A 12652-nucleotide genomic window follows, 5' to 3' on the forward strand; every position below is an offset into this window, starting at 1 on the left:
AACAGCACTCCCCCCTCGGCATACCCGCCCACACAGCACCAGCCCCCACCCCGGAACACCGCACTCCCCGTCCCGGCGCATCACCTCCCCCGCCCGCCCAGCGGCGCGCCCCGGCGCCGACCGCACCGCCTCCGGCGATGCCGCTCGCACCGGGATTCCCGCCAACGCCGCCGCCCGCGCCGGACCTTCCCCGTGCGGCCGGGGGCCTTCCCGTCCAACGGGCCTTCCCCGTGCGGGGCGTTCCGCTGCGCCGGACCGCCGTGCCCGGTGGGGACGCCCCGGCGCGCGGTCCGCTCCCGGTGGCACCGCTGACTCCGCCGCCCGCGGCCGCGCCCCTGGCGTCGACCGCGTTCCCGGCGGCCGGGGCGCCGACCGGGGGTCCGTCGCCCTCCGGACCCGCGGTCCAGCGACTCCCCTCCTTCGGTTCCGGCTCCGGCTCCGGCTCCGGCCGGTCCATCGGCGCGCTCGCGGCCGCCGCGTCGGCCACGGTGGCCTCGACGCTGGAGCATCTGCGGCCGCCGTCGCAGCAGGCCTCGCCGCCCGGACCGCCGCCGACGTACGCGACACCGCCCGTGGCGCAGGGTGCGCCCCCGCCCGGCGGCCGTCCGGTTCCCGGGTCGGTCTCCCAGGAGGCCCCGACGCCCGAGCACCCCGCGGTCCCCGCCGGCGCGTTCGATCCGCGCGAACTGACCGACTTCCAGCTGGACGAGCTGGTGCACCGGATCATCGACCGGGTCACCCGCCTCGTCCGCACGGAACTGCGCATGGACCGCGAACGGATCGGCAGACTCCGCGATCCGCGCGCCTGACGGACCTCCGGACCCCGGACCCCGGACCCCGGACCCCGCCCACCGGCCCACCGGCCCACCGAAGAACGACAGAAAGGCCCACCTCGGATGCCCCGCCAGGACCCCGGGTCCACCATCTGGTTCACCCTCACCATCGACGGCGAGAGCCTTGGTTACTTCAACGGGTGCGAAGGCCTGTCGTCCCAGGTGGAGGTCGAGCACCGCCAGGAGGGCGGCAACAACGGCTTCGTGTGGCAGCTGCCCACCCGGGTCACCTTCTCCACCATCCGGCTCACCCGGCCCCTGACGCCGGACACCGCGAAGGTCGCCAAGTGGATCTCGTCGGTCCAGACGGGGATCAAGCGGCCCACCGCACAGATCGCGGCGCTGCGAGCCGACGGATCGCTGGTGGCCCGCTGGGGGCTCATCGACGTCCTGCCCGTGAGCTGGCAGGGCCCCACCCTCAACCCCGCGAGCCCCGCCGTGGCCACGGAGGTCCTGGAGATCGCCCACCACGGGTTCACGGACTGACGGCGCGGCAGAGCGGAAAGGAACCACACCCATGGCCACGAGCAGCAGGGGCGCCGGCAAGAGCCTGGTGCGCGCGACGCTGGCGATCCACGAGCCCCCGGTCGGGACGAGTACGACGCCCGGGGCGCTGATGCGCACGTTCGGCTTCGAGTTCAATCCGGCGCAGCTGTCCCTGAGTCAGCGCGCCCAGTGGAAGGCCACGCCGACGATGGCGGTGCGCGACGGCTCCAAGCCGGAGTTCATGGGCGCCGAGCCGCGCGAGATGACGCTGGAGATCTTCTTGGACTCGTCGACCGCGCCGACGGGCAATACGGTGCTGAAGAAGGTGGAGTCGCTGCTGGCCTGCTGCGAGGTGACGGCGAAGAGCATCGCCGCCGACCAGCCGTCGCCACCGTGGGTGGTGTTCGAGTGGGGGTCGTTCTCCACGGCCCGCTTCGTCGCGTACGTGAGCTCCGTCGAGGCGTCGTACAGCCTCTTCGGCACCACGGGCGTGCCCATCCGTGCGACCTGCCAGGTGCACCTGGTGGAGATCCCGGGGAAGACCAAGGGCCAGAACCCGACGTCCGGCGCCCTCACCGCCCAGCGCGTGCACCGGGTCGTGGCCGGCGACTCACTGCAGTCGCTGGCGTGGCGGGAGTACGGCACGGCCACCGTCTGGCGGGCGATCGCCGAGATCAACGGCATCGACGACCCGTCCCGGCTGCCGACGGGCACCGAACTGGTGCTGCCCGCGCCCGAGGAGGTGTCGCGCTGATGGTGCAGCCCTCGTTCTCCAGCATCATGCAGGTGCGGATCGGCTCCGCGAAGCTCCCCGACGACATCGCCCCGCTGCTCGTGGAGGGTTGGGTCGACCAGGGCGTCGGCGTTCCCGCCGCGTTCCGGCTGACCTTCCGGGACCCGTACCGTCTGGTCCTCGGCAAGCTCGGCGTCACGTTCGGGACGAGGGTGGTCCTCACGCCGATCGCCGACGGCCAGGGGGGTGGCAAGCCCCTGCTGACCGGCGAAGTCACCGCGTTGGAGGCCGACTACGACGGCACCGGAAGCTTCACGGTGATCCGCGGCTACGACCTCGGGCACCGGATGATGCGCCAGCGCCGTGTCGCCGCCTACCGGAACCAGAAGGCCTCCGACATCGCCCGCAAGCTCGCTGCCCTGGACGGCGTGCCGATCGGCCGGATCCAGCCGACGAAGGGCACGTACGGGTTCATCAGCCAGTCCAACGTCACCGACTGGGACTTCCTCTCCCGGCTCGCCGACGAGAACAACATGGTGATGTCACTGGACTCCGGGGGGAAGTTCCGGTTCGTCACGCCGACCCCCTCGGCCGGCGGGCCGTCCCCGCAGACCGACGGTGACAAGAGTCCCTTCGTGCTCCAGGCCGGCCACGACATCCTGCGGCTGCGGGCGGCGGTCACCGCCGCCGACCAGGTCGGCACGGTCGAGTCGCGCGGCTGGAACGTCACCACCAAGAAGAAGATCGTCGAGACGGCCCCGGCCGCCACCGATCCGGGCGTCTCCATCGGCCTCACCCCGGGCCAGGCGGCCGGGAAGTTCGCGTCGGCGCAACTCGTCGAGACCGCCACGCCGTACGACCGGCAGGACGAGGTCCAGAGCGCCGCCAAGGCCCTCGCCGCCGACGTCACCTCGTCGTTCGCGGAGCTGGAGGTCGCGGTGTACGGCAATCCCCAGTTGCGGCCGGGCGTGCCCGTGGCCCTCGGCGACGTGGGCAGGCCCTTCGAGGGCAAGTACACCGTCACCTCCGTGCGGCACGTCTTCGGCGACGGCAAGCACTACGAGTCCTGGATCACGGTGAGCGGACGCCAGTGGCGCTCCCTCTACGGGCTCGCGTCGGGCGGGGGCGGCGCGGACGCCATGAGCGCCTCCCGGCTGCCCGGGGTCGCGAACGCCATCGTCACCGACGTGCAGGATCCGCTGAAGCAGGGGCGCGTCAAACTCCAGTTCCCGTGGCTGGACGACACGTACGTGAGCGACTGGGCCCGCAGCGTGCAGTCCGGAGGCGTGGGCGGCGGCGGCATCTTCCCCATGGACGTCGGCGACGAGGTGCTGGTCGCCTTCGACCGGGGCGCGCTGGACCACCCGTTCGTGATCGGCGGTCTCTACAACGGCCGGGACCTGCCGACCCGGGTCGACGACGTGCCCCTGCACGACGGGCTGAAGCGGAAGGCCGCCCGGCACACCCTGTCCGACCGGCAGGCCAACCGCGTCGACCTGCTCAGCCAGCGGACCGGCGGGCGCAGGCAGGGCGTGCGCATCGCCAGCGGTGACGACCGGCTGACCATCAACCTCGACCGCACCAAGACGGAGATCACCGTCGACAGCGAGGGGTCGGTGACCATCAAGGGCGGCCGCTCGGTGTCCGTCGAGGCCGGAACCGACCTGACGCTCAGCGCCCGGCGCCGGCTCACCATCAAGAGCGGCGGCCCCCTCGACATCCAGGGCCGCGGCATCGTCAACGTCAGGTCGCTCGCGGGCGCCGTCAGCATCGACGCGATGGGCGCGCTCAGCCTCAAGACCCTGGGCGCCGCCATGATCTCCTCCGTCGGCACGGTGCAGATCAACTCCGTGGCCAACGTGGGCATCCGCGCCGTCCGGCTCGACCTCCAGGGCCTCGTCTTCGTCAACACCGTGAAGTACCCCCTCCCCGCATGACCGGACGGACCGCACCGGCGCGCCCCCGTGCCGCCGGCAGAAGGAAAAGGCAGGTGGCCCCCTGATGGCCGAACAGTTCGTCGGCTCGGGCTGGGCGTTCCCGATGCGCATCGGCCCCACCGGGGGCATCGCCCTGGTCAGCGGTGAGCGCGAGGTCGAGGAGGCCATCCGGCTCGTCCTGGCCACCGCCCCGGGCGAGCGGCCGATGCGCCCGGAATTCGGCTGCGCCATCCACGACCTCGTCTTCGCCCCGGTCAACGAGCAGACGGCGGGTCGCATCCAGCACGAGGTGCTCGTGAGCCTGGACCGCTGGGAACCCCGGATCGAGGTCCACGACGTGGAGGTCTCGACCGGTACCGACCAGGGCGTCCTGTTCATCGACGTCCGGTACTCCATCCGCGGGACCAACAACCCGCGCAGCCTCGTCTTCCCCTTCTACGTCATCCCCTCCCACGACGAGCCGGGCGCGCCGGGCTCCTTGGAAAGCGACCGCTGATGTCCCTGCCCTCCCCCAACCTCGACGACCGGCGCTTCCAGCAGTTCGTCGACGACGCCAAGCGCTACATCCAGCAGCGCGCCCCGGAGTGGACCGACCACAACGTCTCCGACCCCGGCGTCACGCTCGTCGAGACGGTCGCGCACATGGCGGACCAGATCGTCTACCGGCTCAACCGCGTACCGGAGAAGAACCACCTGGCCTTCCTCGACCTGGTGGGCATCACCCTCTTCCCGCCCTCCGCGGCGCGCACGGACGTCACCTTCTGGCTGTCCGCGCCCCAGGAGGACGTGGTCCTGGTCCCGGCCGGTGCCGAGGTCGCCACGCTGCGCACCGAGCGGGAGGAGGCCGTCGTCTTCGCCACCGAGCGCGACCTGGCCGTCGTCCCGTGCGCGATGTCCCACGTGGTGGTGCAGCACCACGGGCAGCCCGTCGGGGACCGCACCACGGACCTCGTCGAGGGCAAGGACGTGCTGTGCTTCGCCGAGGCCCCGAACCCCGGCGACTGCATGCTCATCGGTCTGACCGCGGCAGCTCCGCACTGCGCGCTCGCGCTGGAGCTCGACAGCCGCGTCGACGGCGTCGGTGTCGATCCCCGCCAGCCGCCGTTGGTGTGGGAGGCGTGGACCGAGGACGGCTGGCAGCCCTGCGAGGTGGACCGGGACGGCACGGGCGGTCTCAACCGGCCCGGCGACGTCGTCCTGCACGTGCCCGGCGGTCACGTGCTCTCACGGGTCGGCGGGCACGAGGCCGGCTGGGTCCGCTGCCGCGCCACCGATCCGCTGCCCGGCCAGCCCTTCTACACGACCTCGCCGAGCATCCGCTCCGTCGAGGCGTACACCATCGGTGGCACCACCCGCGCCGTGCACGCCGAGACCGTCCACGACGAGGCCCTCGGCGAGGCCACCGGACTGCCCGGCCAGCGGCTGCGGCTCGCCCACGCTCCGGTCGTCGCCGACGACCCGCCGATGCTCCTGCAGACCGCCGCCGACGACGACGGCTGGCAGGACTGGCAGGTGGTCCCGCACTTCGCCGCCTCCCGGCCCGGCGACCGCCACGTCACCCTGGACGCCGCCACCGGCGAGATCGCCTTCGGCCCGGCCGTCCGCGAACCGGACGGGACGCTGCGCCAGTACGGAGCGGTCGCCCCCAAGGGCGCCGTCGTGCGTGCCCACCGCTACCGCACCGGCGGCGGTCGCGGCGGCAACGTGGCGCGCGGCGCCGTCCAGGTGCTGCGCACCTCCATCCCGTACGTCGCCGAGGTCGTCAACCGGGAGGCGGCGCGCGGCGGCGTCGACGGCGAGACGGTCGAGGAGGCCAAGCTGCGGGCGCCGATCACGCTCCGCGCCCAGGACCGCGCCGTCACCCTGCGCGACTACGAGGAGCTCGCCCGCCGCGCCGCGCCCGAGACCGCGCGCATCACCTGCCTGGAGGGCGAGGAAGGCAGGCACGGCGCCTACGCGGTCCGCGTCCTCGTCGTCCCCCAGGCCGTCCCGGACCCGGGCGGCCGCCTGCGCTTCGAGCAGCTCGTGCCCGGCGACGCCCTGTTGAGCCGGATCACCCGGCACCTCGACGAGCGCCGTCTCATCGGCACCCGGCTGGCCGTCGGCCCTCCGTACTACCAGGGCGTCACCGTCGTCGCCACGGTCCACGCCTTCCGCGGCGTCGACACCGACCGGGTGCGCCGCCAGGCGCACGACGCGCTCTACCGCCACCTCGACCCGCTGACCGGGGGCGCGGACGGTCAGGGCTGGCCCTTCGGCCGGCCCGTCCAGACCGGCGAGGTGTTCGCGGTCCTGCAGCGGGTCCCGGGCGTGGAACTCGTCGACCAGGTCGTCCTGCATCCCGCAGACCCCCTCACCGGCAAGCGCGGCGACCCGACCGACCGCATCGACCTGGAACGGCCCTCGCTGGTCTTCTCCTTCGACCACCGCGTCCGGGTGATGGGGGACGGCGGATGACGGCCGCTTCCCGCCGGGGATCCGTCGACGGCCTCGGCTCCGCACTCCCCCTCGGCACGATGCTCCCGGCCGTCTTCGCCGACGACGACCTGGCCCAGCGGTTCGTCGGCGGACTCGACGACGTCATCGCGCCCATCCTGAACGTCCTGGACTGTCTGGACACCTACTTCGACCCGGCGCTGGCCCCGGCCGACTTCGCGCGGTGGCTCGGCACCTGGGTGGGTGCCGAGACGGACGGCGGCGAGCCCGAGCCCCGGCTGCGGGCCGCCGTCGCGGCCGCCGTCGCGCTGCACCGGATCCGCGGTACCCGCCGTGGCCTCGCGGAGGCGGTACGCCTCGCGTTCGGCGTCGCACCCGAGATCACCGAGAGCGGCGGCGCCGACTGGAGCGCCCGCCCGCTCGGCCCCTTCCCCGGCGCCCCGCGCCCCCGTCTGCACGTCGCCCTGCGGCTGCCCGACCCGACTCCGGCCGACATCCACCGCCTGGACTCCCTGGTCGCCGCCGCCCGCCCCGCCCACATGCCGTACGCGGTCGAGGTGACCGCCACCGAAAGGAACCCGGAGACATGAGCACGCAGAACTGCGCCGAGTGCGGAACGCCCGCAGAACCGGGCCAGTCCTTCTGCGACGCGTGCGGCGCCGTGCTCGGCTGGGACCGGGACGCCCGTGCCGCGCGGCCCGCGGTCTCGTCGTCACACCTGCGCGGACCCGCCGCTGACACGGCGGGGACCCCGTACGAGGCCGCACGGCCGGACCGGAACGCGCCCGACGCCCGAACGGCGGGCGGCTCGGACACCGGTGTACCCGCGCCCGCGCCCGCGCCCGCCGGCACGACTGCGGGCACCATGGACGCCATCCCTGCGCCACGGGCGGCGCGCGCCGCCGGCAGCAGTGGCGGCACCGGGCCCGCTCCGGCTTCCGTCTCCGGCGGTCCGCTGGGATCGGCGTCGGATCGGGAGGAACCGGAGGAGCCGGAGGAACCGGCCGGCCCGGGGACCGCCAGGAGTTCGGAAGCCACGGGAACGCCCGCCGCCGCCGGGCCCGCCGGGCCGGCCCGGCGGGGCGGGGAACCGGATCGGTCCGGGCCGTCGGACGACACCATGTCCGACCGAGCGCGGTCCCTCCTGGTGCCCGTGGCGGACCCGGAGGCGCCGCATCCCGCTCCGGAAGCCGCCCGGCCCGTCCTGCCCGGCCGCCCGGACACCGGCCGGCCCGCCGTACGCGCCCCGGGACAGCAGCCCGGCATCGAGGGCGGCCCGCCGTGCCGCTGGTGCTCGACGCCCAACCGTTCCGACCGCCACTACTGCGTGCGCTGCGCGATGCCGCTGGCCGTGACCGGCGAGGCCGCCGTACCGGGACGGGCGCCCTGGTGGCGCCGCATCTTCGGCGGGCGGCACCGCGAGACGCCGTGGGCGGGCGACCGTCCCCGGCTGCGGCGCGTCTTCGACCGCATCGGCACCTGGATCGTCCTTGTCGTCGTCGCCACCGCGGCCGTGCTCGGTTTCGTGTACCTGCCCGATCGTGTCCAGGCCGCCCGGGACCACTTCGCCAAGCGCGCCCCGGTCGCCCCGGACCGGCTCGCGGCATCCCGCTCGTACCCCGGCCACCAGCCGGAGCTCGCCTTCGACAAGCGCAGCAACACCTGGTGGGGCCCCGGCGTCTCCCAGTCCGGCCAAGGCGAGTGGATCGAGGCCACCTTCAGCGAGCCGACCCGGCTGCTGGACCTGATCATCACTCCGGGCGTCTCCGTGCGGGCCGACAAGGTCGGCGAGTCCGCCCTGCCGCACCGCGTCACGGCGACGATCACCGGGAAGGACGGCAAGGTCACCACGCGCCGGCTGATCCTGGATCAGGGGGCGGGCGGCCAGCGGCGTCCGTTCCGCGTCGGCGAGGTCACGAAGGTCCGCTTCACCGTCGAGTCGTCGCACGCGACCTCCGCCGACAAGCAGGTCGCCATCTCGGAGATCGAGTTCTTCGGCCCGTCGAACGCCAACCGCTCCTGACCGTACGCGCCCTCGCTCCGCCCCGGCCGGCTGCCGGGACGGAGCGAGGGCGCGTACGGGTTGGGCTCAGCCGGCGCTTGTGCGCCTGCGCCGGCGGAGCAGGGCGGCCCCGCCCGCGAGGGCGAGGGCCGCACTGGAACCGCCGGCGAGGAGCAGGGCGGAGGGCGAGGAGCCGTCGGCCTCGCGCTGGGTGCTGTAGCCGCTGGAGTAGCCGTTGGTGTCGTACTCCGAGCCGGGCAGCTTGTCGGCATAGCGGGCCTTGACCAGTTTCTGGTAATCGCTGAGCGACACCGATGCCTGGCCGCCCAGGCCTTCCCTGGCCTGGTCGTTGAGGGGCTCGACGGTGGTGAGCTTGAGCTGGTACCAGCCCCGGATCTGCGGCTCGGTGAAGACCAGCGTGCCCAAGGTGGCCTTGCCGGCGTACGCGGCGTCGCTGTCGCCGTCGCGCACGGCTGCCAGGTGCCAGCCGCCTCCCTGGGTGGGGGCGAGCATGACGGTTGCGTTGCGGCCGTTGACGGTGGTGCTGAGCGAGGAGACCAGCTGCGTCAGCTTGATCGCCTCGGTGGGCAGGGGCTTGGCGGTGCCGGCGACGAACCCGGGGGTGATCTCGTTCCGTGCCAGCGGGTCCTTGATCGTGAAGACCGGGAGGCCCTGGCACGGCTCGGCCGTTTCGGGGATCGTCTGCACCGGCCCGCCGGCGCCGTCTGCGGGCAGCGGAGTGCGCAGGAAGCGGCAGACGGCGTTGCGGACGTCGGTGGACTTCACCGCGTTGAGGGCGGCCTGATAGTCGGGGATGTCGGCCGGGAGGGGGTCCTTGGCCGGGGCCGCATGGGCCGGACCGACGACGGACAGCAGTGCGGATGCGCTCAGTGCGATGACGATGGACAGGCGGGAGAAGCGAGAGCCCGCCCGCTCGCTGGACTTTTCGGTGTCACGCATGTCGCCTGCCTTAGCGGGAGATGCCGATGCGGGAGTGGGTCCACTTGGACGAGCTGTTGCTCACGTAGTCGTTGTAGTTCCACCACGTGTACGTGGTGGTGTCCGGCCACGGGTCGGCCACGGCGATCGTGGTGTTCGACGTGTCGAAGCCGTAGACCACGTTCATGTGGCCACCACCGGACGTCCACCCGATGCGGGCACCGATCGGCCGGGCCGCCTTGACGTCGGTGTACACCTGGTTGAACGTGGCCGCGCTGCTCAGGGCCGAGCCGGTGTGGGCCATTCCGAGGCTGCTCCAGCCCCTGGCCATGTCGTCGAGCGTGGCGGGCTGGTTGTTGCAGCCGTAGTAGGGCTGGGCCCGGTTGCAGAAGTCCGTCTGCGTGGAGCCTAAGCCCTGGAACTTGGCGATGGTCAGCCCGGAGGCGACCCAGCACCACTGGGTCTTCTCCTGCTTCAGCATGCTGATGGTGTCCTGACCCGCTTCCGCGTGAGCCGTGCCTCCCACGGCCGTGAGCGATCCCAAGGCGGCCAGCGCGATGGCCGACGCCGTGGTTCCGTACCTGAACCTGCCCATTTTCCTGCCTTCCCCTGATGGGTTCAACGAGATGAACGGGGCGATCTGGCAGGAATATGACAGCGCATCATGTCCGGGGCACATAAGGGGTTTTTCTGAAATTACCCCATACTGATTATTTGTCCGATCATCATGTGGCACAGAGCAAGTCCCCCGATCCGCCGTGGACCACTACCGCCCCCACCGGATCGTGGGCGACATGAGCAGTTTGTTCTGGCTTCGCGCGCCACGACTTCCCCATGATGGGGCGGCGGGCGAATGCGGCCCGACGGACAATCGCCGCGATACAGGTGAATTCGCGAGAGCAAAGCAGACCTCAGGCCAAGACCCGCGGCAAGGGCACAGAGGTTCGAACACATCGCTACGCGCAAGGATGGAAATGGACAAGAAGCAGCCGAAAGACCCGACCGATCCGGAAGCACTCTCCGACGAACAAATGATGAAATTGGTCAATGAAATCCTCGACAGCGTCCCACCCGAGCAAGCCGAGGACTGCCTCCTCGCCATCGCCGACGGGAGGCCGGCTCCCCATAGCGTTCCGGTTGAACTGACCCCCGCCCAAGCCAACAACCTTCTTCTCTTCCTCCACAGGGGCGGCGGCTAGAAGCAACAACGGTCGTCAGCGGATTCCGAGAGCGGCCGCGGGGCGGTGGCCCTCGAAAACCGTGGTGAGACGTGGAGAGGGAGGCGGCCTTCGCCGCGCTCTGGGCGGATGGGCGCCCGGGCCTCCCGGGATGCCCGACCTGCCGCGCCGCGTCACAATGAGCCCTAGCTGCTGTGCCCGCTGTTCGCAGCGGATTGGAGACATCCGTGAAGGACCTCAAATTTGAGCAGAAAAGCTCCCTGTCACGCCTTGAGGCCGCCGATCAGCTCTCCGCACTCGCGGAGGCGCTGAGGCACGGCGGCAATGCCGAACTGCAACTCGGACCTGGGACCCTGAGCCTGCGGGTCCCCGACGAACTCCGTACGGAAATCGAGGTCGAAGTCGGAGACGGGCAGATCGAGCTGGAGATCGAACTCAAGTGGCCCACCCCGCAGACCGGGGCCGCGTCACCGCGGACAGCGTCCGACGAGGAGTAGGGACTCGGCGTGCGGGCGTCGGCGAAGCAGCCCTCGACCGCGCCGCCTACGCGGTCTGCTCCGGGGTGAACTTCGTGAGGATCAGCAGGGTGTCGACGAGCTCCTCGGCCGGGGCCCCGGTGGCCAGGCGGCGCAACTGCTGCCCGAAGACCAGGGCGACGGCCGCGCCGGCCAGGCGTTCGGGGTCCGGCACGCCGAGTTGGGTCAGGATCCGGGTGGCCAGCAGGTCGTAGGCGGCGAAGGACTCGGCCGCGGCGGCGCGCAGCCGCTCGTCGCGGCCGGCCTGGACATACAGCTCGAACGGCGCGATGTGGCGACTGTCGAAGGCGTTGCCGCCCGCGACCTGGGCCACCACCTCGGCCGCCTGCCCGATGTCGAAGCGGTCGTCCGAGCATGCGTCGGCGAGTGCCGTGAAGTGCCGGGTCTCCTCGCCCACGAAGTGCAGCAGGCTCTCGCGCAGCAGCTCGTGCTGGGTGGCGAAGTGGTAGGTGACGGAACCGAGGGAGACGTCGGCCTCCTTGGCGATCCGCCGGTTGGTGACGGCGGCGATGCCGTCCTGCCCGATGATCCGCAGTACGGCGTCGATGATGCTCTGGCGGGTGGCGGAAGCGTGGGGCATGTCGACATTCTGCCCCATCGGCCGCCGCGACTGTCCGGGCGGGGCGGGGAGTTGGGGACGGCCGCGGTGTGGACACCGGGCGGAGCGATCCCTACTGTTCGTTCGAACGAACAGCAAAGGGACGCCGCACGGGAGTCGTTGTGGACATATCCGGATCGAACGTACTGCTCACCGGGGCCACCGGAGGCATCGGCTCCGCCCTCGCCGCACGGCTGACCGCGGAGGGGGCCCGCCTTACGGTCACCGGGCGGCGGGAGGAAGCCCTCAAGGCCATCGCGGACGCCTGTGGCGCCCGTACCGTCGTCGCCGACCTGGCCGTCCGGTCCGACGTCGGCCACCTCGCGGAGAGCTGCGCGGAGGCGGACGTCCTCGTCGCGAACGCCGCTCTGCCCGCCAGCGGCGCGCTCCTGGACTACACAGAGGAGCAGCTCGACCGCGCCCTCGACGTCAACCTGCGCGCGCCCGTCCTGCTGTCCCGGCTGCTCGCGGCACGCATGGCGGCCCGTGGCCGCGGCCACATCGTTCTGGTCGGTTCCCTTTCCGGCAAGGCGGCGACCCGGTCGACCTCCCTGTACAACGCGACGAAGTTCGGGCTGCGCGGCTTCGCCCTCGGCCTGCGCCAGGACCTCAGGGGCACGGGGGTGGGGGTGTCCGTGGTCCAGCCCGGCTTCGTCCGCGACGCCGGAATGTTCGCGGACACCGGTGCCTCGACGCCGAACGGCATCAGGACCGTCAGGCCCGGCCAGGTCGCCGACGGAGTCGTACGGGCCGTCCGACGCGACCGGTGCGAGGTCAACGTGGCACCGCTGGAGCTGCGGCTGCTGAGCGCCGTCGCGGGGCAGTTCCCCGGCTTCGCGGAGCGGGTCCAGGCCCGGGCGGACGTCGACGGCTCCGTGCGACAGATCGTCGATGCCCAGCGCTCACGCCGCTAGCGAGCGGCGGTCCCGCGCCGCCGGGCGGGACCCCCCCCCCCCCCCCCCGCCGTACCCCAC

15 protein-coding genes are annotated in these 12652 nt (G+C 72.4%); 12 read left to right on the forward strand and 3 right to left on the reverse strand.

The genetic code is table 11. The annotated features are described in order from the left end of the window. Nucleotides 1–299: 299 nt before the first annotated feature. The 8 genes from ADK52_RS41570 to ADK52_RS17580 all read left to right on the forward strand — a co-directional run bounded on the left by ADK52_RS41570 (nt 300) and on the right by ADK52_RS17580 (nt 8448). Nucleotides 300–809, forward strand: coding sequence for a hypothetical protein (locus ADK52_RS41570; RefSeq protein WP_159045967.1), 510 nt, complete (start codon nt 300–302; stop codon nt 807–809). 87 nt (nt 810–896) lie between these two features. Next, nucleotides 897–1319 carry a phage tail protein gene (locus tag ADK52_RS17550; protein WP_053690765.1) on the forward strand — a complete coding sequence of 141 codons (423 nt, stop codon included), beginning with the start codon at nt 897–899 and terminating at the stop codon, nt 1317–1319. Nucleotides 1320–1350: 31 nt separating this feature from the next. After that, nucleotides 1351–2073, forward strand: coding sequence for a LysM peptidoglycan-binding domain-containing protein (locus ADK52_RS17555; RefSeq protein ID WP_053690766.1), 723 nt, complete (start codon nt 1351–1353; stop codon nt 2071–2073). Beyond that, nucleotides 2073–3989, forward strand: coding sequence for a VgrG-related protein (locus ADK52_RS17560; RefSeq protein WP_053690767.1), 1917 nt, complete (start codon nt 2073–2075; stop codon nt 3987–3989). The genes ADK52_RS17555 and ADK52_RS17560 overlap by 1 nt, the downstream gene beginning before the upstream one ends. 64 nt (nt 3990–4053) lie before the next feature. After that, nucleotides 4054–4485, forward strand: a complete 432-nt coding sequence (locus ADK52_RS17565) for a GPW/gp25 family protein (RefSeq protein WP_053690768.1) — start codon at nt 4054–4056, stop codon at nt 4483–4485. Then, entirely contained in the window at nt 4485–6446 is a 1962-nt protein-coding gene (locus tag ADK52_RS17570; RefSeq protein ID WP_053690769.1) for a putative baseplate assembly protein, read from the forward strand. Before ADK52_RS17565 ends, ADK52_RS17570 begins: the two co-directional genes overlap by 1 nt. Further along, the gene (locus ADK52_RS17575; protein ID WP_053690770.1) at nt 6443–7015 is read left to right on the forward strand and encodes a phage tail protein; all 573 of its coding nucleotides are present in this window, start codon (nt 6443–6445) and stop codon (nt 7013–7015) included. The genes ADK52_RS17570 and ADK52_RS17575 overlap by 4 nt, the downstream gene beginning before the upstream one ends. After that, entirely contained in the window at nt 7012–8448 is a 1437-nt protein-coding gene (locus ADK52_RS17580) for a zinc ribbon domain-containing protein (RefSeq protein ID WP_053690771.1), read from the forward strand. Before ADK52_RS17575 ends, ADK52_RS17580 begins: the two co-directional genes overlap by 4 nt. A gap of 66 nt (nt 8449–8514) precedes the next feature. Here ADK52_RS17580 and ADK52_RS17585 read toward each other — a convergent pair whose 3' ends face one another. Together ADK52_RS17585 and ADK52_RS17590 are read right to left on the reverse strand one after the other, a co-directional pair. Further along, nucleotides 8515–9387, reverse strand: coding sequence for a hypothetical protein (locus ADK52_RS17585; RefSeq protein WP_053690772.1), 873 nt, complete (start codon nt 9385–9387; stop codon nt 8515–8517). A gap of 10 nt (nt 9388–9397) precedes the next feature. Then, on the reverse strand, nt 9398–9847 hold the full coding sequence (locus ADK52_RS17590) for a papain-like cysteine protease family protein (protein ID WP_234343937.1): 450 nt from the start codon (nt 9845–9847) through the stop codon (nt 9398–9400). Nucleotides 9848–9896: 49 nt separating this feature from the next. Between ADK52_RS17590 and ADK52_RS43005 the strand changes: the two genes are divergently transcribed. The 3 genes from ADK52_RS43005 (at nt 9897) to ADK52_RS17600 (ending at nt 11041) form a co-directional block, all read left to right on the forward strand. Beyond that, nucleotides 9897–10076 (forward strand): hypothetical protein, encoded by a 180-nt coding sequence (locus ADK52_RS43005; protein WP_182508896.1) that lies wholly within the window; start codon nt 9897–9899, stop codon nt 10074–10076. A 264-nt stretch (nt 10077–10340) separates the two neighbouring features. Then, nucleotides 10341–10565, forward strand: a complete 225-nt coding sequence (locus ADK52_RS17595) for a hypothetical protein (protein ID WP_053690774.1) — start codon at nt 10341–10343, stop codon at nt 10563–10565. Between the two features lie 206 nt (nt 10566–10771). Then, nucleotides 10772–11041 carry an amphi-Trp domain-containing protein gene (locus tag ADK52_RS17600; RefSeq protein WP_063783880.1) on the forward strand — a complete coding sequence of 90 codons (270 nt, stop codon included), beginning with the start codon at nt 10772–10774 and terminating at the stop codon, nt 11039–11041. 46 nt (nt 11042–11087) lie between these two features. Here ADK52_RS17600 and ADK52_RS17605 read toward each other — a convergent pair whose 3' ends face one another. Then, nucleotides 11088–11660 (reverse strand): TetR/AcrR family transcriptional regulator, encoded by a 573-nt coding sequence (locus tag ADK52_RS17605; protein ID WP_053690935.1) that lies wholly within the window; start codon nt 11658–11660, stop codon nt 11088–11090. Nucleotides 11661–11800: 140 nt separating this feature from the next. Here ADK52_RS17605 and ADK52_RS17610 point away from each other — a divergent pair, with 140 nt between their 5' ends. Beyond that, on the forward strand, nt 11801–12592 hold the full coding sequence (locus ADK52_RS17610; protein ID WP_053690775.1) for an SDR family NAD(P)-dependent oxidoreductase: 792 nt from the start codon (nt 11801–11803) through the stop codon (nt 12590–12592). Nucleotides 12593–12652 lie beyond the last annotated feature (60 nt).

It is taken from the genome of Streptomyces sp. WM6372 (assembly GCF_001279655.1).
In the GTDB taxonomy this organism is placed as follows: domain Bacteria; phylum Actinomycetota; class Actinomycetes; order Streptomycetales; family Streptomycetaceae; genus Streptomyces.